Source organism: Allobosea robiniae (genome assembly GCF_900102525.1).
Classification (GTDB): Bacteria; Pseudomonadota; Alphaproteobacteria; order Rhizobiales; family Beijerinckiaceae; genus Allobosea; species Allobosea robiniae.
The window spans coordinates 164,617-183,946 of the sequence record NZ_FNBZ01000009.1; the positions used below are offsets into that span (position 1 = coordinate 164,617).

At 67.4% G+C, this 19,330-nt stretch carries 18 protein-coding genes; 16 read left to right on the forward strand and 2 right to left on the reverse strand.

What is annotated here, in order from left to right; genetic code table 11:
* The first annotated feature begins 27 nt into the window (after nucleotides 1–27).
* From BLQ70_RS22955 to BLQ70_RS22995, 9 genes are all read left to right on the forward strand, one after another.
* A complete protein-coding gene (locus tag BLQ70_RS22955; protein WP_091861818.1) occupies nucleotides 28–1,203 on the forward strand; it encodes an extracellular solute-binding protein in 1,176 nt (391 codons plus the stop codon).
* Between the two features lie 2 nt (nucleotides 1,204–1,205).
* Nucleotides 1,206–2,222 carry a Gfo/Idh/MocA family protein gene (locus BLQ70_RS22960; RefSeq protein ID WP_091861821.1) on the forward strand — a complete coding sequence of 339 codons (1,017 nt, stop codon included), beginning with the start codon at nucleotides 1,206–1,208 and terminating at the stop codon, nucleotides 2,220–2,222.
* A gap of 13 nt (nucleotides 2,223–2,235) precedes the next feature.
* Nucleotides 2,236–3,243: a Gfo/Idh/MocA family protein gene (locus tag BLQ70_RS22965; RefSeq protein WP_091861824.1), complete on the forward strand. Its 1,008-nt coding sequence runs from the start codon at nucleotides 2,236–2,238 to the stop codon at nucleotides 3,241–3,243.
* 178 nt (nucleotides 3,244–3,421) lie between these two features.
* A complete protein-coding gene (locus BLQ70_RS22970; protein ID WP_091861829.1) occupies nucleotides 3,422–4,939 on the forward strand; it encodes a xylulokinase in 1,518 nt (505 codons plus the stop codon).
* Between the two features lie 69 nt (nucleotides 4,940–5,008).
* Nucleotides 5,009–5,965 carry an ABC transporter permease gene (locus BLQ70_RS22975; RefSeq protein ID WP_244512128.1) on the forward strand — a complete coding sequence of 319 codons (957 nt, stop codon included), beginning with the start codon at nucleotides 5,009–5,011 and terminating at the stop codon, nucleotides 5,963–5,965.
* A 38-nt stretch (nucleotides 5,966–6,003) separates the two neighbouring features.
* Nucleotides 6,004–6,948, forward strand: coding sequence for a sugar ABC transporter substrate-binding protein (locus BLQ70_RS22980; RefSeq protein ID WP_061965773.1), 945 nt, complete (start codon nucleotides 6,004–6,006; stop codon nucleotides 6,946–6,948).
* Nucleotides 6,949–7,021: 73 nt separating this feature from the next.
* Nucleotides 7,022–7,786, forward strand: coding sequence for an ATP-binding cassette domain-containing protein (locus BLQ70_RS22985; protein ID WP_091862034.1), 765 nt, complete (start codon nucleotides 7,022–7,024; stop codon nucleotides 7,784–7,786).
* A gap of 4 nt (nucleotides 7,787–7,790) precedes the next feature.
* The gene (locus tag BLQ70_RS22990; RefSeq protein WP_091861832.1) at nucleotides 7,791–8,720 is read left to right on the forward strand and encodes a nucleoside hydrolase; all 930 of its coding nucleotides are present in this window, start codon (nucleotides 7,791–7,793) and stop codon (nucleotides 8,718–8,720) included.
* Nucleotides 8,721–8,731: 11 nt separating this feature from the next.
* A complete protein-coding gene (locus BLQ70_RS22995; protein ID WP_091861836.1) occupies nucleotides 8,732–9,253 on the forward strand; it encodes a hypothetical protein in 522 nt (173 codons plus the stop codon).
* Between the two features lie 4 nt (nucleotides 9,254–9,257).
* On the opposite strand, the gene BLQ70_RS23000 is transcribed toward BLQ70_RS22995, so the two are convergent.
* Together BLQ70_RS23000 and BLQ70_RS23005 are read right to left on the reverse strand one after the other, a co-directional pair.
* The gene (locus tag BLQ70_RS23000; RefSeq protein ID WP_091861839.1) at nucleotides 9,258–9,614 is read right to left on the reverse strand and encodes a hypothetical protein; all 357 of its coding nucleotides are present in this window, start codon (nucleotides 9,612–9,614) and stop codon (nucleotides 9,258–9,260) included.
* Nucleotides 9,604–10,665, reverse strand: a complete 1,062-nt coding sequence (locus BLQ70_RS23005; RefSeq protein ID WP_091861842.1) for a sugar-binding transcriptional regulator — start codon at nucleotides 10,663–10,665, stop codon at nucleotides 9,604–9,606. The genes BLQ70_RS23000 and BLQ70_RS23005 overlap by 11 nt, the downstream gene beginning before the upstream one ends.
* A gap of 114 nt (nucleotides 10,666–10,779) precedes the next feature.
* Here BLQ70_RS23005 and BLQ70_RS23010 point away from each other — a divergent pair, with 114 nt between their 5' ends.
* The 7 genes from BLQ70_RS23010 to BLQ70_RS23040 all read left to right on the forward strand — a co-directional run bounded on the left by BLQ70_RS23010 (nucleotide 10,780) and on the right by BLQ70_RS23040 (nucleotide 19,329).
* Nucleotides 10,780–12,141 (forward strand): NAD(P)H-dependent oxidoreductase, encoded by a 1,362-nt coding sequence (locus tag BLQ70_RS23010; RefSeq protein ID WP_091861845.1) that lies wholly within the window; start codon nucleotides 10,780–10,782, stop codon nucleotides 12,139–12,141.
* Nucleotides 12,138–13,139: a thiamine pyrophosphate-dependent dehydrogenase E1 component subunit alpha gene (locus tag BLQ70_RS23015; RefSeq protein ID WP_091861849.1), complete on the forward strand. Its 1,002-nt coding sequence runs from the start codon at nucleotides 12,138–12,140 to the stop codon at nucleotides 13,137–13,139. The genes BLQ70_RS23010 and BLQ70_RS23015 overlap by 4 nt, the downstream gene beginning before the upstream one ends.
* Complete coding sequence (locus tag BLQ70_RS23020; protein WP_091861854.1) at nucleotides 13,129–14,151, forward strand: alpha-ketoacid dehydrogenase subunit beta; 1,023 nt, start codon at nucleotides 13,129–13,131, stop codon at nucleotides 14,149–14,151. The genes BLQ70_RS23015 and BLQ70_RS23020 overlap by 11 nt, the downstream gene beginning before the upstream one ends.
* Nucleotides 14,151–15,380: a dihydrolipoamide acetyltransferase family protein gene (locus BLQ70_RS23025; RefSeq protein WP_091861857.1), complete on the forward strand. Its 1,230-nt coding sequence runs from the start codon at nucleotides 14,151–14,153 to the stop codon at nucleotides 15,378–15,380. The genes BLQ70_RS23020 and BLQ70_RS23025 overlap by 1 nt, the downstream gene beginning before the upstream one ends.
* Before the next feature lie 132 nt (nucleotides 15,381–15,512).
* Nucleotides 15,513–16,520: an ABC transporter substrate-binding protein gene (locus tag BLQ70_RS23030; RefSeq protein WP_425284630.1), complete on the forward strand. Its 1,008-nt coding sequence runs from the start codon at nucleotides 15,513–15,515 to the stop codon at nucleotides 16,518–16,520.
* A gap of 17 nt (nucleotides 16,521–16,537) precedes the next feature.
* The gene (locus BLQ70_RS23035) at nucleotides 16,538–18,250 is read left to right on the forward strand and encodes an ABC transporter permease (protein ID WP_091861860.1); all 1,713 of its coding nucleotides are present in this window, start codon (nucleotides 16,538–16,540) and stop codon (nucleotides 18,248–18,250) included.
* Entirely contained in the window at nucleotides 18,238–19,329 is a 1,092-nt protein-coding gene (locus BLQ70_RS23040; protein WP_091861863.1) for an ABC transporter ATP-binding protein, read from the forward strand. The genes BLQ70_RS23035 and BLQ70_RS23040 overlap by 13 nt, the downstream gene beginning before the upstream one ends.
* The last annotated feature ends 1 nt before the right edge of the window (nucleotide 19,330 follow it).

Genomic DNA, 19,330 nt, shown 5'->3' on the forward strand with positions numbered 1-19,330 from the left:
AAGAGAGCCGCAACCCAGGGAGAGATCATGAACCATCCGACACGTCGCACCGTCATGGCCGGAGCTGCCGGCCTCGCTGCGCTGAAAGCCGGCGGAGCGCTGGCGCAGAACGCGCCCGTCTCGCTCAACATCATCGATGTCGCCGGCAATCTTCAGCTCACGCAGGCGGCCATCGAGAAATTCGCCAAGGACAATCCGAAGCTGATCTCGCGCCTGAATTTCTCGCGCGCGCCCTCTCCGGAACTGCCGGCGAAGCTCAAGGCGCAGCAGGCGGCCAACCGGGTCGATATCGACCTCGTGCTCACCGGCCCCGGCGCCATGTCGGACGGCATCCAGCAGGGGCTCTGGGTCGATGTCTGGAAGTCCCATGCCAAGGACCTGCCGAAGCCCGAGGAGGTCTATCACGAGCAGGCGCTGATGATGCAGCGCAATTTCGGCCAGAACGAGGGCGTCGCCGTCGTCTATTCGCCCTCCGGCCCGCTCTTCGAATACGCGCCCGATCGCCTCAAGACCGTGCCGAAGACGGCGGAAGAGCTGCTTGCCTATGTCAAGCAGAACCCGAAGCGATTCACCTATGCCCGCCCCATCAATTCCGGCCCCGGCTGGACCTGGCTCATGGGCCTGCCCTACATCCTCGGCGATGCCGACCCGACCGATCCGATCAAGGGCTGGGACAAGAGCTGGGCCTATCTCAAGGAACTCGGCACCGGCATCGACTACTATCCGGGCGGCACCGCCGCGACGATGAAGGAGCTCGGCGAGGGCACCCGCGACGTCATCGTCTCGACGCTGGGCTGGGACATCAACCCGCGCGTGCTCGGCATCGTGCCGAAGGAGGCGAAGGTCTTCGTCCTCGCCAACACGCACTGGATTCCCGACACCCAGTTCATGTGCATCCCCAAGGGTGTCCCGGCCGACAAGATGCCGGCGCTGGTCGCGCTGATGGCCTACATGCTCAAGCCGGAAGCGCAGGCCGTGACCTACGACAAGGGCTATTTCTACCCCGGTCCGGCGGTCAAGGGCGTGACGCTCGCCATGGCGCCGCAGGAGAGCCGCGATATCCTCGCCGAGTACGGCCGGACGGAATATGACGGGCTGATCACCAGCCTGCCGACCCGCCCGCCCTTGACGCCTGAGCGTCTCGTCGCCGCCTTCCGGCGCTGGGACCAGGAGGTCGGCGTCGGCCACGGCGCGCCGCAATAGCGATGAAGTTCGCCGCCATCGGCCTCGACCACCGCCATATCTACCATATGGTCGACGGTCTCCTCGAAGCCGGCGCGACCTGCGTCGGCTTCGATCCCGCGACCAGCGACGAGCGCGTCCTCACAGGCTTCCGCGAGCGCTTCCCCGACCTGCCCGAGAGCACGGCCGCCCGGCTGATCGACGACCCGTCGATCGACCTGATCGTCTGCGCCGGAATCCCGGCGGAGCGCGCCGCACTGGCCATCCGCGCCATGCGGGCCGGCAAGGACGTGATGGTCGACAAGCCCGGCGTCACCGATTTCGACCAGCTCGCCGCCGTCGAGCAGGCGGTCGCCGAAACCGGCCGCATCTTCTCGATCTGCTTCTCCGAGCGCTTCACCGTTCCAGCCACGCTCATCGCCGGCAAATTGATCGCGGACGGCGCGATCGGCCGCGTGGTGCAGACGCTCGGCATGGGCCCGCACCGGCTCAACCGCGCGATCCGGCCAGGCTGGTTCTTCGACAAGCGCCATTATGGCGGCATCCTCACCGACATCGCCTCGCACCAGATCGATCAGTTCCTGCATTTCACCGGCTCGGACGATGCGGAGATCGTTGCTTCCGGCACCGGCCATTTCGGCGTGCCCGACCTGCCCGATTTCGAGGATTTCGGCGAAGTCCTGCTGCGCAGCGACCGGGCCGGCGGCTATATCCGCGTCGACTGGTTCACGGCCGACGGCCTGCCGACCTGGGGCGACGGCCGCCTGACCATCCTCGGCACCGAAGGCACGATCGAGCTGCGCAAATATGTCGACATCGCCGGCCGCCCGGGCACCGACCATGTCTTCCTCGTCGACAAGGCCGGCACCCGCCATATCGACGCCTCCAGCGAGCCGCTGACCTACTTCCGCAACCTGATTGCCGATATCGGCGCGCGCAGCGAAACCGCGATGAGCCAGCGCCACGTCTTCACCGTCTGCCGGCTCGCGCTGGAGGCGCAGGCCAAGGCGGTGTGGCTGCCGGCGAAGCCCCGCGCTTGAGGAAGCACCTGACATGACACGCAAGCTCGGCATCGCCGTGATCGGGCTCGGCCCCGCCTCTCTGCCGCATTCGAAAAGCCTGCTCGACCTCGCTGATCGCGCCGAGACGCGCTGGGCCGTGAGCCGCACGCCGGATCGGGCTAAGGCCTATGCCGGGCAATTCCCGTTCCCGACCACGACCGATCTCGACGCCGTGCTGGCCGACCCGGCGGTCGATGCCTGCATCGTGCTGACACCCCCGTCGAGCCATCTCGACGTCTCCGCGCTCTGCCTCGAAGCCGGCAAACATGTTCTCGTCGAGAAGCCGCTGGAACTCACCAGCGAGCGCGGCCAGCGCCTCGTCGATACCGCCCGCCGGACGGGCAGGACCTTCGGCGTGACCCTCCAGCACCGCTTCCGCCCGGCCAGCCTGCGCCTGAAGGCCGCCCTGCAATCGGGCGAGCTCGGCACCATCGAAGCCGCCTTCCTCTCCGTGCCCTGGTGGCGCCCACAGAGCTACTATGACGAGCCCGGCCGCGGCACGCTCGGCCGTGACGGCGGCGGCGTACTGCTGACCCAGGCGATCCACTCGCTCGACCTGTTCCGCTCGCTTGTCGGCGTATCGAAAGTGGTCGCGGCGCAGGCCCGCACGACCGCCCTCCACCGCATGGAGACCGAGGATTACGTCTCCGCGCTGCTGGAGACCGCCAACGGCGCCCCCGCCACGCTGGTGACGACCACGGCCGCCTATCCGGGCTATCCCGAGCGCATCGAAATCACCGGCACCAAGGGTTTTGCCGCCCTCATCGGCGGGCGCCTGCGCCTCGCTTTTCTCGACGGGCGCGAGGAGATCGTCGAGGCCGAGGGCTCGACCGGCAGCGGCGCCAACATCATGGATTTCCCCCATGACGCCCACCGCGCCGTCATCGCCGATTTCCTCGATGCGATCGCTCAGGGCCGCGACCCCGTCGTCACCGGCGAGGAAGCGCTCGCTTCACAGCGCCTGGTCGACGACATCCTGAAGGCGGCACGGCTGGCATGACGCCATCGGTTTCTTGACTTCGTGACGATTTGCGGTGTGTTTCCAATGATGAAACGCCGTCATTCCGGGCTTGACCCGGAGCCTATCGCAGAGCGCAGAGCCTTGTGATGGATTCCGGATCGGCGCCGCTTCGCGGCTTGTCCGCAATGACACCTATGTTGCTGTCCAGGTGCCTCCGATGAACGTCGTTCTCGCCTGCGATCTCGGCGGCAGCAGCTTCCGCGCCGCGCTGATCGATGAGCATGGTGTGACGAGAGCGGACCATGCCGTTCCCGGCCCCGCTTTGAACGACCATCTCGACCACTCGGAAGTCTGGGCTACGGCCTGGTGGGCACAGCTGCTCGAGGCTACCGCCAAGCTCGCCGAACAAGCACCAGATCTGTTCGCAAGCGTCCAGGGCATCGCGATTTGCGGCGTGACCCGGACGCAGGTCTTCCTCGGCCATCAAGGGCAGGAATTGCGCCCGGCCATGACCTGGAAGGACGCGCGCTCCGACGGCATTGCCGCTCGCCTGCGCGAGAGGCTGCCCGATCATCCCGAAGCCGGGCGGATCAACGCCTTTCACCCGCTCGCGCGCCTCGCCTGGCTGGTCGAGAACGAGCCGGAACACGCCCAAGCGCTCGCCTGCGTGCTGGAACCCAAGGACTACCTGAATTTCCGACTGACCGGCCGACAAGCGAGCGACCCGGTTTCGCTGGCGCGGTTGATCGCTTGCACTGAAAGCGTCGATGGCCACTCGGCATTTGAAGCAGTGGGTCTCTCGCCAAGCGTCATTCCGGCGATCCTCGAACCCATCGATATCGTCGGCTCCGTCATCACCGGCCTGCCCGCCCCCTTCGACAGGCTCGCCGGCATCCCCGTCTTCTGCGGCTGCAACGATACCTGGGCGGCCGTCGCGGGGCTCGGTGCGCTGCGGCCGGGCTATGCCTACAACATCTCCGGTACCACCGAAGTGCTCGGCGTGCTCGGTCCCGATCAGGCGGAGGCCGAGGGGCTGATCTCCGTCGACTGGCGTGGCCTCTGGCATGTCGGCGGCCCCAGCCAGAACGGCGCCGACACAGCCGCCTGGCTCGCGGGCCTGCTCGGTGGGCAAGGCCCTGTCGGCGAGACGATCGAGCGCCTTCTCGCAGGTCCGCGCCACTCGCAGCCGCTGATCTTCCTGCCCTATCTGCAGGGCGAGCGCGTGCCTTATTGGGACCCGAACCTGCGCGGCGCTTTCATCGGGCTTGGCCGCCGGCACGGCCCGACCGATCTCGCCTATGCCGTGCTCGAAGGCGTCGCCTGCCTGAACCGGCTCGTGCTGGAGCGGGCGGAAGGGGCGCTCGGCACCCGCGTCGAGGAGATCCGCTTCGGCGGCGGCGCGGCCGCCAATCCGGTCTGGGCGCAAGTCAAGGCCGATATCTGCGGCCGCCCGATTGCGGTCGGCACGGCGAGAGAGCCCGGCCTGCTCGGTGCGGCGATCATCGCCTGGACCGGCCTCGGCCGCTTCGCCTCGCTGGAGACCGCGCAGGATGCCCTCGTGACCATCGCCCGCTGCTATGCGCCCGACCCGGCCCGCCGCCCGGCCTATAACGCGCTCTATGCACTCTATCGGCAGAGCGAAGCGGCGCTGGCCCCGATCTCGGCCGATCTCGTAGCGCTGGCGCAGAACACGGCCGCGCTGCCCGGCCTCGCCAACGCGACAAGCGCCACGTAAAGGACGCTTCATGCCGGCGATTCGAAGCAGGGCGCCGGCACGCATGATCGCGAAGAAGGGAAGCTGAGCTTGGGCCGCATCGACCCGCGCGAACTGATCGGACGCTACGGCACGGCGCTCGCCGGCCTCGCGCTGATCCTGTTCTTCCTGATCTTCGCGCCGAACTTCGCCAGCACGATGAACATCATCAACGTGCTGAAGGATACGAGCTTCCTCGCCATCCTCGCGCTCGGCTTCGCGCTGGCCTTCACCGTGGCCGAACTCGATCTCTCCGTCGCGGAAATGGCGAGCCTCGCGGCTGTCGTCTGCGGCTGGCTGGTCCATGCCCAATATCCTCCGGCCGTCGCGGTGAGCGCCGCGATTGGCGTCGGCATCGTGCTGGGCTCGCTCAACGGCTACGGCGTCACCGTCCTGCGCATCCCCTCGCTGATCATGACGCTGGGCACCGCGGCGATCGCCAAGGGCTTCGCCTTCATGATCACGCAGGGCGTCGCCTTCGTCGGGCGCTGGCCGGTCGGCTTCACCGGGCTCGCCCGCGGCTACTCCTTCGGCATCCCCAACCTCGTGCTCTGGATGGCGGGCGCCACGCTCTTCGCCTACGGCCTCGTCAAATGGACCCGGACCGGCGCGCATATGGTCGCGACCGGCGAGGCGGACGAGGCCGCGCGGCTCGCCGGCATCGCCACCGCACGGATGAAGCGCATCGGCCTCCTGCTCTCCGGCGTCTTCGCCGGCCTCATGGCCATGCTGCTCGCCGCCAACCTGTCCTCGGCCGCGCCGAACATGGCGGGCGACTACCTGCTTTATGCCATCGCCGCCGTGCTGCTCGGCATGACCATGTTCGAGCCCGGCAAGCCGAACATCCCCGGCACGGTTTTTGCGGCGCTGGTGCTCAAGGTGCTCGGCAACGGCTTGGTGCTGATGGGCGCGCCCTATTACATCCAGGACATCGTGCTCGGCGCGATCATCATCGGCTCGGTCGCCTTCTCGGCCAGCGCGATGAAGAAGGCGGCGTTCAAGGTCTGATCGCGACAACAACAAACAAAATGAGGGGAGTGGGTTTCATGTTCGGTTTCAGGAAATTGCTGGTCGCCGCCGCCGCGCTCGTCGCGCTCGGCCAATCGGCTCAGGCCTTCGAGCTCGGCATCATCGGCTTCCAGTTCACCTCGGAAACGCATGCCCGCGTCGCCAATGCGGCTGCCGCCGCCGCCAAGGCCAAGGGCTGGAACGTCACGCTGCTGAACTCGGAAGGCGCGCTGCCCAAGCATGCCGAGCAGTTCGACGCGCTGATCGCCAAGAAGGTCGACGCCATCATCATCGCCATGGGCAAGCCGGTCGAGGCCGACGCCCAGTTCAAGGCGGCCAAGGACGCCAAGATCCCCGTGATCACCGTGCAGTCGGGTTCGAGCCCGCATGCGCTCTTCGACATCCAGACCAACGAGTACAAGGTCGGCGCCGATGCCGCGCTCTACCTGCTCGGCCAGCTCGGCTATCAGGGCAATATCGTCTCGGCCCGCTTCGACCTCAACGTCGCCTCGCGCATCCGCGGCCGCCTGCTCGACGCCGTGCTCGCCGAGAACCAGGCGGTGAAGGAGCTCGGCAAGTTCTCGATGGCCCGTACCCAGAGCTGGCGCGACGACGTCCGCGCCGGCATGCAGGCGCTGCTGCTGCAGAACCAGGGCAAGATCAACGGCATCTGGGCCTCCTTCGACGGCCAGGCCTACATCATCGACGACCTGCTGCAGGCTCAAGGGGTGAAGAAGGGCCAGATCCCGCTCGTCTCGGTCGATGGCGGCCAGGAAAGCTACGAGCGCATCGCCGATCCGAACTCGACCTTCATGGCGACCGTCGCCGTTCCCTTCGACGAGATGGGCAAGCAAGCGGTCGACGCCATCCAGGCGATCGTCGTCGAAAAAAAGCCGAAGGAGAGCATCACCTCCGGCCCCTATCTCTTCACGGAAGCCGTGCTGGTCGACAAGAACAACGTCCAGCAGTTCCTGAAGAAGTGAGCGTGCAGGCCGTCATGCTCGGGCCTGCCCTGGGCGTGACGGAACCTTGCGCCTGCCAATGCCCGGACAGACCATGACCGACCCCACCTCCCTCCTCTCGCTGCGCGGCATCGGCAAGGCCTATGGCCCGGTCGTCGCCGTCCGCGATGTCGATCTCGACATCTTCAAGGGCGAGGTCGTGGCGCTGTGCGGTGACAATGGCGCCGGCAAGTCGAGCCTAATCAAGGTGATCTCCGGCGCCGAGGAGGCAACCAGCGGCACGATCAGCCTGCGCGGCAAGCCGGTCACCTTCGCCTCGCCGCACGATGCGCTGGAGAACGGCGTCGCGACGATCTACCAGGACCTCGCGCTGGCCCCGCGCCTCTCGATTGCCCAGAACGTCTTCATGGGCTCGGAACTGACCAAGCCCCTGCTGCTGCCCTTCCTACGCATCCTCGACAAGAAGAGGATGATCGCGGAATCGCAGCGCTATCTCTCACAGCTCTCCGCCGCCGTCACCGATATGACCCGGCCGGTCGAGCGGCTCTCGGGCGGCCAGCGCCAGGCGGTCGCGATCTCCCGCGCGCTGCGCTGGAACGCCGAGATCATCATCATGGACGAGCCGACGGCCGCGCTCGGCGTCAAGGAGAGCGCGCTCGTCCTCGATCTCATCCGCAAGCTCAAGGCCGACGGGCGCACCGTCATCCTGATCAGCCACAACATGCGCGATGTCGTGGCGCTGGCCGACCGCGTCGTCATCATGGGCGCTGGCCGCAAATATGTGGACCGGCCGCTCGGCGACCTCACCGCCGACGACATCGCCCATATGATCATGGCCGGCAACGCCAAGGCAGCGTGAAGCGATGCGTGAAGCCATCATCATCGATACCGATCCCGGCCAGGACGACGCCGTCGCCCTGCTGCTGGCCTGCGCCAGCGCCGAACAGGTCGATTTCAGGGCCATCACCACCGTCGCCGGCAATGTCCCGGTCGCGCAGACCACCGCGAATGCCCTGCGCATCTGCGATCTCGCCGGCCGGGGCGATGTCCCCGTGTATCGTGGCGCCGAGGGCCCGCTGGTCTTCTCGCTCGAAACCGCGGAATTCGTCTGCGGCCCGGACGGGCTGGATGGCGCCGACCTGCCTCAACCAAGGAGCGACGCCGCACCCGGCCATGCCGTGCAGGCGATCATCGATCTCTGCCGCGCGGCTCCTGCGGACGGCATCACGCTCTGCCCGCTCGGGCCGCTGACCAATCTGGCGCTGGCCTTTCGGCTCGCGCCCGACATCCTGCCGAAGGTCAAACGCATCGTACTGATGGGCGGCGCCATCGGGCTGGGCAACATCACGCCTGCCGCCGAGTTCAACACCTATGTCGACCCGCATGCGGCAGCGGTGGTCTTCGACTGCGGCCGGCCGATCGTGATGTTGGGCCTCGGCGTCACGCTCCAGGCCATCGCCAAGCATGAACAGATCGCCCGCATCGGCGCCCTCGGCAACGCCGCCGGCAAGGCCGTCCATGGCATGCTGACACGTCCACGCCCCGGCGGGCTCGGCAGCGACGGCCACCCGATGCACGACCCCTGCGTCATCGCCTTCCTGCTCTGGCCGGAATTGTTCGACGGCCGCGACTGCTTCGTCACGGTCGAGACCGGCGACGGTCCTCTGCGCGGACGCACCACGATCGACTGGAATGGCCGCCTCAGGCGCGAGCCCAACGCCCATGTCGTCTCAGCCGTGAAGGCCCACGACCTGTTCGAGCGCATGATCGAACGCCTCGCCACGTTGCCTTGAAAGACCCGGACATGCCGCATTTCGTCGAAGCACTGCAGCAGGAAGCGGCGGAAGCCATCGCGCAGATGCAGGAGGCAGCGCTCCGCGCCCGCCACGCCCATGCCCGCGCGGAACTGATGCGCCACATGCTGACCACGGCTCGCAAGGTCAAGGACAAGCCGAAGGCCGAGGCTGTCGAAACCGTCGTGCGCGAATGGATGGACGCCTGGAATCTCGGGCGCTCCGACTGGCCGCATATCGCCCGCGAGATGGAGAACTTCACTGAAGCTTTCCACGACTACGTCAACGATCCGAGCGACGCCCATGACACGCGCCTGCGCGAAACCTGCGCAGCGCTCGACAAGGTTCTGGAGCAGGAGGGCACCTCGATCTCCGACCAGATGGCCTTCCGCTCGCAATGTGCCCATGGCTGGTGGGAACAGGTGAAGCCCGTCCCCGCCGACCTGCCCGGCCGCAAGCCGCGCCCGTCCGTGCCGGCGCTTGAATCCGGCAAAGCATTCTGGGAAGCCGGCTGCGCGGAGTTCTGTCGCTGACGCGTTACGGCAGCTGCTGGTTCTCGAAGAACCCATCCAGCGGGATCTGGGTCGTCTTCTCGAAATCATCCATCGCGTCGAGCAGGCGCTGGCGGTAGTTCAAAAGCGCCAGCAGCAATTGCGCCGCGTCGCGCGATAGCCCGTAGCGCGCCCAGCTCTCGGATGTCCGGCGCTCCAGCCCGATCTGGTCGCCGAAGGCCTCGACCGTCGCGAAGCCGAGGCCCTGCACGACTTCCAGCAGTTCCTCGGCCGACATGCGCGGCTTCACCACATGGGAATGCACCCGCTCCAGCATCAGGCGGATATCGGAGGGCCGGAACTGCAGGGAGTTGCGCGCGAACTGCTCGAAATTATTGGCCATGGCGTGTTTCCCGATCGGCTCCCTCTGTCGCCGGTTTCGCGCCGCCGGCCAGCAGGGCCTCCGCAGCGCCTTCATCTGTGATCAGCACTTTCGCCGCGCTCGCCCGCAAGGCCGCGCGGATCGCATGTTCCTTATGGGCGCCGCCGGCCGCGATCGCGACGAGGCCGATGCCCCTGAGATCGGCCGGGCTCACCGCCATGATACGCCGGTTCACGGGATGGTCCACCAGTTCGCCCTCGGCATCGATGAAATGGCAGACGAGGTCGCCGACCGCCCCGGCCTTCTTCAAACCGGCCAGATCGGATTGCGGCAGAAGCCCCTCGCGGAACAGCGTCGAATCGGGGACGAGATCGCCGACGCTGACCAGCGCGACATCCGCCGCCCGCGCCCGGTCGAGCAGGTCCCGCAGGGTCGGCTCGCGCCAGAGCGCATCGCGAATCTCGGCATTCGAGACGAAGACCGGCGCCGTCAATTGAAAGCAGTCGGCACCGAACATGTCGGCGACGCGGCGCGCCACCGCCGAGGGATTGATGCTGCGCGAATGGGTAAGCCCGCCCAGCAGCGAGACCACCGACATCGCTTCGACCTGGCGCGGCTGCATGCCGCGCAGCGCCAGATGCAGCGTCTGCCCCCAGCCGACGGCCAGTGACATGTTGTCGGTCAGCTTGTCGGAAAGCCACAAGCCCGCGGCATAGCCGACGAGCGCCGAGACGCTCGCCGCATCGCGCGCCGCCGGCACCACCACCGCCTCCTTCAGCCCGAAGGCGGTGACGAGCCCGCGCTCCAGCCCCGCCTGCCGGGCCGAGCGCGCATCGATCCTGATCTTGACCAGCCCTTCGGAGCGCGCCGCCGCCAGCATGCGGATCACCTTGATCCGGCTCAGGCCGAGTGCCTCGGCGATCTGCTCCTGGGTCAGGCCCTCGACATAGTAGAGCCATGCCGCCCGGACTTTTGCCTCCGCGACCGGCACATCGCCCTGGATCTGTCCTGCTCCGAATGCGTCTTCCACGAGCGCTCCCTGCCGCGCCACCGCGAGCACGTGCGACAGCATCACCGCATCGCGTGGTCCAAGGCAACCCGTTCGAACATCTGTGCGCTTGACAGGACGAAAGACATGTTCTTTTGTTCCTATATAAGAACATATGTCCTAGGGAGAGTGTCGACGATGGCCGCGATCCAGCCGCAGCCGCCTTTGGGCGCGCCCGTCGCCGGCCTCTCCCTGGCCGAGGCCCTCGAATTGCGCGCCAAGGCCGGCAAGCCGGTCCGCGTCGGCCTGATCGGCGCCGGCCAGATGGGCACCGATATCGTCGTCCAGATCTCCCAGATGACCGGCATCGAGATCGCCGCCGTCGCCGATATCGCGCCGGATCGCGTTTCGGAGGCCGCCGCGCTCGCCGGGCGCAAGGGCGAGGTCGACAATGTCACCGATGAGGCCGGGCTCGACGCCAGCAGACGCAAGGGCCGCATCGCCGCCACGACCTCGCTCGACCTGATCTGCCGTTCGCCCCATGTCGACGTCATCATCGACGCCACCGGCAATCCCGAAGCCGGCTCGCGCGTCGCGCTGACTGCCATCGCCGCGCGCAAGCATATCGTGATGATGAATGTCGAGGCCGACATCACCATCGGCTCCTATCTCGCGGTCGAGGCGGCGAAGGCGGGCGTGGTCTACACGCTCGGCGCCGGCGACGAGCCCGCTGCCGCGATGGAGCTGATCAATTTCGTCCGCGCCATGGGCTATCCGGTGGTTGCCGCCGGGAAGGGCAAGAACAACCCGTTCCGCATCGATGCGGTGCCCGCCGACTATGTCGAGGAAGCCACGCGCCGGAACATGAACCCGCGCATGCTCGTCGAATTCGTCGACGGCTCGAAGACGATGGTCGAGATGGTCGCCATCGCCAATGCCTGCGGCTTCGTGCCGGATATCCCCGGCATGCACGGTCCGGCTGCGCCAAAGGACGAATTGCAGAAGTATTTCTGCCCGAAGGAAGAGGGCGGCCTGCTCTCGCAGAAAGGCGTCGTCGATTTCTCGGTGGCCAAGGGCGTCGCGCCCGGCGTCTTCGCCATCGCAGAGATGCGCCATCCCCGCGTCCGCGAGCGGATGAGCGACCTGCATCTCGGCCCCGGCCCCTACTATTCCTTCTTCCGGCCCTATCACCTGACGAGTCTCGAAGTCCCGCTCTCGGCCGCTGCCGCCGTCATCTTCAACCAGAGCCATATGCGCCCGCTGCCGGTGCCGACCTCCGAGGTCGGCTGCGTCGCCAAGCGCGATCTCGCGGCCGGCGAGACGCTCGATGCCATCGGCGAATACGGCTATCGCGGCTTCGCCCTCTCTCGCGCCGATGCCCAGACCCGCAAAGCGCTCCCGATCGGCCTCGCCCAGGGCGCGACCATGACCCGGCCCGTCCGCAAGGGCGAACTCATCACGCTGGCCGACGCCACGCCCGACGAACGACTGAAGATCGTCGAGGTCCGCCGCGCGCAGGACGCGATGATCGCCGCGCTGACCTCCGGAGCCCAGGCATGAGCGCCCATCAGAAGCCGAACCAGCGGCCGGAACTCGCCGCGCTCGACGATGCGACGGTGGCGCAGGCGCTGACCCGCATGCACCTGATCCGCAAGTTCGAGGAGGCGGCCGAGGCGAGCTACATGCGCGGCCTGATCCACGGCACGATGCATCTCTCGATCGGGCAGGAAGCCAGTGCCGTTGGCACGACGCTGCCGCTCGAAGCGCATGACTACATCCTCTCGACCCATCGCGGCCATGGCCACTGCATCGCCCGCGGCGCCGAGCCTAAGCTGATGTTCGCCGAGTTCTTCGGCAAGGAGACCGGCTACTGCAAGGGTCGCGGCGGCTCGATGCATATCGCCGATGTCGAAGGCGGCAATCTCGGCGCCAACGGCATCGTCGGCGGCGGCCTGCCGATCGCCGTCGGCGTCGGCATGAGCATCAAGGCGCAGAAGAACGGCCGCGTCTGCATGGTCTTCTTCGGCGATGGTGCCTCGAACGAGGGCGCCTTCCACGAGGCGCTCAACATGGCCTCGATCTGGAAGCTGCCGGTCGTCTTCGTCTGCGAGAACAACAAATACGGCATGTCGATGGATATCGGTCGCGCCATGGCGGTGGCCAACGTCGCCGACCGCGCTTCCGCCTACGGCATGCCCGGCCATTGCCTGGATGGTAACGACCTCGCCGGCGTCGCAGCCGTGGCCAAGGTCGCGATCGCGCGCGCCCGCTCCGGCGAAGGCCCCTCGCTGATCGAGTGCAAGACCTATCGCTGGCGCGGACACTCCAAGAGCGACCGCAATCTCTACCGGACCAAGGAAGAGATCGAGGAATGGCGCAACCAGGACCCGATCCGGCGGCTCGAGGACGAACTCAAGGCGCATGACCGCTTCGACGCGGCCGCGCTGATGAAGCTCGAAGAGGGTGCCCAGCGCGACATCGACGCCGCCGTCGAATTCGCCCGCACCTGCCCGGACCCCGATCCGAAAGACCTGACCCGTGACGTCTATGCCCTCTGACACGCTCGAAGCCGTGAGCGAAATCCGCGAGCTCTCCTATGCCGAGGCCGTGCGCGAGGCGCTCGGTCAGGCGATGGAAGCCGACGAGCGCGTTTTCCTCTTCGGCGAGGATGTCGGCGTCTATGGCGGCGCCTTCGGCGTCTCCGGCGACCTCGTCCACCGCTTCGGCAAGGACCGCGTGATCGACACCCCGATCAGCGAGCTCGGCATTGCCGGCGCGGCGGTCGGCGCCGCGATCACCGGCATGCGCCCGGTGCTGGAGATCCAGTTCTCGGATTTCGTCACGCTCGCCATGGAGCAGCTCGTCAACCAGGCGGCAAAAATCCGTTTCATGTTCGGCGGCAAGGCGAGCGTGCCGATGGTCGTGCGCCTGCCCGGTGGCTCGGGCACCGGCGCGGCCGCCCAACACAGCCAGAGCCTCGAAGCCTGGTTCGCCCATGTTCCCGGCCTGAAGGTTCTCCAGCCGAGCACGCCGCATGACGCCAAGGGCATGCTGCTCGCTGCGATCGACGACCCCAACCCAGTGCTGATCTTCGAGCACAAGCTGCTCTACAAGACCAAGGGCCATGTCCCGGCGGAAGCCTATCGCGTGCCGATCGGCAAGGCCGCGATCCGCCGCGAGGGCACGGACCTCACCATCGTCGGCTCCTCGATCATGGCCCGCAAGGCCGAGGCCGCGGCCGAGCGCCTGGCCGCAGACGGCATTTCGGCGGAGGTGATCGACCTGCGCTCGATCCGGCCGATCGACTTCACCACGATCGCCGAGAGCGTGCGCAAGACGCATCGCCTGCTGGTCGTCTACGAGGGCGTGAAGACCATGGGCATCGGCGCCGAGATTTCGGCCATGATCGCCGAGAGCGAGGTCTTCGATTTCCTCGATGCGCCGATCATCCGGTTGGGCGGCGCCGATGCGCCGATCCCCTACAATCCGGTTCTGGAGAAGGCGGCCGTCCCGCAGGAGGACGACATCGTCACCGCCGCCACCAATCTCGTCCGCCGCGGGGAAGCCTGATGCCGGTCGAGGTCATCCTTCCCAAGGTCGACATGGACATGGAGACAGGCACGATCGAGGCCTGGCATGTCAAGGAAGGCGACCTTGTCCGCCAGGGCGACACGATCTTCGAGATCGGCACCAACAAGGCCGTGATGGAGGTCGAGGCCCCCGCCAGCGGCGCGATCCGGAACATCAAGACCGAGACCGGCGTACCGATCTCGGTGGGAACCCCCGTTGCGTGGATCTACCTCGACGGTGAGGCCGCCACCACACCGTCCGAGCCGGCAGCCGCTGCGGCTACCGTGGCGGCTGCCACAACCCTTTCAAAAGCAGAAACGCCGGCCGCTCCGGTGATCACGGTTGCACCAACCTCGTCAGGCCTGCGCGCGACCCCGCTAGCACGCCGCATCGCCCGCCAGAACGCCCTCGACCTCAAGACCGTGACCGGCTCCGGCCCGCGCGGACGCATCGGGGAATCCGACGTGAAGCGCCATCTGGAGCAGCGGCCGCGCTGCGCTCCGGCGCAGGAAGCGCGCCCCGCGCCAGCCGCTGGCGCTTCCGAAGGCCGCCTGCAGCCCTTCTCGGCGATCCGCCGCATCGTCGCGAACCGGCTCTCCGAGAGCATGCGCACCGCCCCGCATTTCTATCTGACGTCCGAGATCGAGATGAGCGCCGCGCGCGACCTGCTTGGCCGCCTCGCCAAACGTCACGAGCGCATCGGCGCCCCCAAGCCCAGCCTCACCGTGCTGATCGCCCGCGTCGCCGCCCGCATCCTGCGCGACCACCCGGTGATCAATGCGTCCGTCGAGGGTGAGGCGACCCGCTTCCACGAGCGCATCGATATCGGCATCGCCATGGAGCGCGACGGCGACCTCGTCGTGCCCGTGCTGCGCGATGCCGGCAGCATGGACATGCCCGCCATGACCCGCGAGTTCGCGAGGCTGCGCGAGGGCATGGCCAAGCGCACGCTGACCCCGGCCGAGCTCGGCGGCGGCACCTTCACCATCTCCAATCTCGGCATGTACGGCGTCGACTCGTTCACCGCGATCATCAACCCGCCGCAAGGCGCGATCCTCGCCGTCGGCCGCACCGTCGACAAGCCGGTCGGGCGCGAGGGCCAGATCGTGCTGAGGCCGATGGCGAACTTCACGCTGTCCTCGGATCATCGCATCGTCGACGGCGTCGCGGCAGCCCGTTTCATGGCCGATCTGCGCGAGGCCCTTGAAAACCCCGAGCTGCTCCTGTGAAGGATAATGCCGCCGGTCGCGCCGCATTGCGGGTGGCCGGCGAGAGACGACCTGACATGACGACCAGACACGAAGATCGGCCGGCGCATTTGGCGTAAAGGTCGGCATCGCGACAACGGAGGAGATGAAACCATGACCCTGACACGACGCCACTTTACCCGGCACGGCCTGATGATGACGGCTGCCGCTGCCCTGCTCGCCGCCGCGCCCGCCTTCGCACAGGCGCCCTCGGGCAAGCTCGTGCTCTACACCTCGCAGCCCGAGAAGGACGCGGCCCAGACCGTCGCCGCCTTCAAGAAGGCCTATCCCAATGTCGAGGTCGATATCTTCCGCTCCGGCACGACCGAGGTGATGGGCAAGCTCGCCGCCGAGATCTCGGCCGGCCAGCCCGGCGCCGACGTCCTCCTGATCGCGGATGCCGCGAGCATGGAAATCCTGAAGGGGCAAAAGCAGCTCCTCGCCTATCCCGGCGCCAAGACGGAAGGCCTCCAGCCCGGTTCCTTCGACGCCGACAAGACCTATTTCGGCTCGAAGCTGATCACCACCGGCATCGCCTACAACACCGCCGCCAAGGAGAAGCCGACCTCCTGGACCGATCTCGACAAGCCCGCCTACAAGGGCCAGATCTCAATGCCGAGCCCGCTCTATTCCGGTGCCGCCGCCATCATGCTCTCGACCATGACGGCCCGTCCCGATCTCGGCTGGAAGCTGTTCGAGGGTCTGAAGGCCAACGAGGCCGTCGCCGTGCGCGGCAACGGCGCCGTGCTCAAGGCCGTCGCCACCGGGGAGAAGTCCTATGGCGTGCTGGTCGATTTCATGGCCTTCAACGCCAAGAAGCAGGGCTCGCCGGTCGACTTCGTCTTCCCCAAGGAAGGCGCCCCGGCCGTGACCGAGCCCGTCGCCATCGTGAAGACGACCAAGAACGAGGCTGCCGCAAAAGCCTTCGTCGACTTCATCCTCTCCGATGACGGGCAGAAGCTTGCTCTGACCATGGGCTACATCCCGGCCAAGCCGAGCATCGGCTCGCCCGCCTGGCTGCCGGAAGGCACCAAGATCAACGTCATGGCCTCCGACATCGCCGCCGTGGTCAAGGCGACGGAGGCCGACAAGGCTCGCTTCGCCACGATGTTCGGTAACTGAGCCCGGAAGCGTTGCGCATGTCTATCGCCGACCCCGCGACGCTGCGCACGCGCGTCGAGGAGACGGGCCTCCTCTGGGGGCTCGTCGGCCTCGTCGCGCTGCTTTCGCTGCTGCCGATCGGGCGCCTGATCGTCGAGGGCCTCGCCCCCGGCGGCCAGCTCTCGGCGACGGCGCTGGGCAAGGTGATGGCGAGCCCGGCGACCTGGACGGCGACCTGGAACAGCCTCACCACGGCCATCGCCGGCACCATCCTCGCCACGCTGATCGGCGGCACCGTCGCGCTGCTGGCAACGCTGACCGACATCCGCGCCCGCAACGCCTTCACTTTCTGCTTCGTCCTGCCGCTGATGATCGCGCCGCAGGTCACGGCGCTGGCCTGGCTGCAGATCTTCGGGCCATCGAGCACGCTGCTGAAGCTGATCGGCATGGCGCCGCCGCTCGGCAGCCGCAACCCGCTCTATTCGCGCGAGGGCATCATCCTGCTGCTCGGCCTGCAATATGCGCCGCTGGTCTTCCTGACCTTGCGCGCGGGCCTGCGCGCCCTGCCGAAGGAGCTGATCGAGGCCGGCCTTGCCGCCGGTGCACACCCCCTCACAGTGCTGCGCACCGTCGTGCTGCCGCTGATGACGCCGCCACTCGTCGCCGGCATCGCGCTGTGTTTCGTCTCCTGCCTCGGGAATTTCGGCATTCCCGCCTTCCTCGGCATTCCCGGCAACTTCCTCGTCCTGCCGACGCTGATCTACCAGCGCCTCGCCGGCCTTGGCCCGGGCGTGCTTTCGGAGGTCGCGATCCTCTCCCTGCTGATCGGCCTGATCGCGATGATCGGCATCCTCATGCAGGATTTCATGCTGCGCCGCCGCGACTTCCGGATCACCACGACCTCGAGCGCAGCGCGCCCCTTCGAGCTTGGCCGCTGGCGTCGGCCGGTCGAGATCGGGCTCTGGAGCTTCGCCATTCTCGTGCTGGCACTGCCCTTTCTCGGCCTGCTCACGACCTCGCTGATCCCCGCCTTCGGCGTGCCGCTCAACGCCGGGACCGCGACGCTCGCCAACTACGCCTATGTCCTTTTCGAGCACGCCGCCTCGAAGCGCGCCTTCGTCAACTCCTTCCTGATGTCGGCGGGTGCGGCCACCCTGATCGTCCTGATCTGCGTGCCGCTCGGCTATTTCATTGTCTGGAAGAAGTCCCGCGCCCTGCGCCTGCTCAATCTCGCAGCGGAACTGCCCTACGCCATGCCCGGTGTCGTTCTCGCCATCGCCGCGATCCTGCTCTTCCTCAAGCCGCTGCCGGTGCTGAACGTCTCGCTCTACAACACCATCTGGATCATCGTCTTCGCCTATCTCGCCCGCTTCCTCGTGCTGGGCCTGCGCCCCGTCATCAGCGGCTATCTCCAGATCGACCGCACGCTGGAGGAGGCCGCCCAGATCGCCGGCGCCGGCCTGCCGCGCCGGCTCGTCACCATCATCTTCCCGCTGGTCGCCCCGGCTGCAGTGGCCGGCGCGCTCCTGGTCTTCCTGACCGCCTTCAACGAGCTCACCGTCTCGGCCTTGCTCTGGTCCTCAGGCGCCGAGACGCTCGGCGTCGTCGTCTTCTCCTTCGAGCAGGGCGGCGATTCCACCTATGCCTCGGCGCTGGCCGCCGTGACCGTGCTCGTCACCATCAGCCTGATGGCCTCCACCACCCTCTTCGCCCATAAACTGCCCCAGGGAGTCCTGCCGTGGCGCGACTGACCATCGACCGGGCGCAGAAGCGCTTCGGTTCCTATCTCGCGCTCGACGACGTCTCGATCGCGGTCGAGGATGGGGAGTTCCTCGCCGTGCTCGGCCCCTCCGGCTGCGGCAAGACCACGCTGCTGCGACAGATCGCTGGTTTCGACAAGCTCGACGGCGGCCAGATCCGCATCGGCGACCGGCTCGTCTCTTCGGCGCAGACCCATATCCCGCCGGAGCATCGCAAACTCGGCATCGTCTTCCAGTCCTATGCGCTCTGGCCGCATATGACCGTGGCGGAGAACGTCGCTTATGGCCTGACCGTCGCCGGCGTGCGCGATCCCGAGCGAGCCAAGCGCGTTGCCGCCGCGCTCGATCTCGTCGGCCTGGACGGCTTCGCCGAGCGCCGGCCGGGCCTGCTCTCCGGCGGTCAGCGCCAACGCGTCGCGCTCGCCCGTTGCCTCGTCACCGAGCCCTCGCTGGTGCTGCTCGACGAGCCGCTCGCCAATCTCGACGTGCACCTGCGCGCCTCGATGGAAGAGGAGTTCTCCCGCTTCCACGAGCGCACCGGCACGACCATGGTCTACATCACCCATGATCAGGCCGAGGCCATGGCGCTGGCCGATCGCATCGCCGTGATGGATCGCGGCCGCCTGCTCCAGCTCGCCACGCCCTCGCTGCTGTTCCGCGAGCCCGCCAACGTGACCGTCGCCGGCTTCATCGGCGAAGGCATGGTGCTGCCGGCGACCGTCCTCTCCGCGCCGCAGGCCGGCCGCTGCAAGGTCAGCGTGCTCGGCGTCGAGGCTATCGTGCGCTGCCGGCCCGATCAGGCGATCTCCGGTCAGGCGAAGCTCTGCCTGCGCGCCCGCGACATCGGCATCGCCTCGGCCGGCGAAGGCGGCCTCGCCGCCACGGTCGAGCGCCTGTCCTACCAGGGCGGCTTCTTCCGGATGGAGGTACGACCTGCCGCCAGCCAGGACATCGTCCTGCATCTCGACGCGAACGAGCCCGCCCCGGCCCAGGCCGGCGAGGCCATCCGCATCGCCATCACCGACGGCTGGATCATCCCGGAGAGCGCCTCCCTGGACAAGGCTGCGTGAG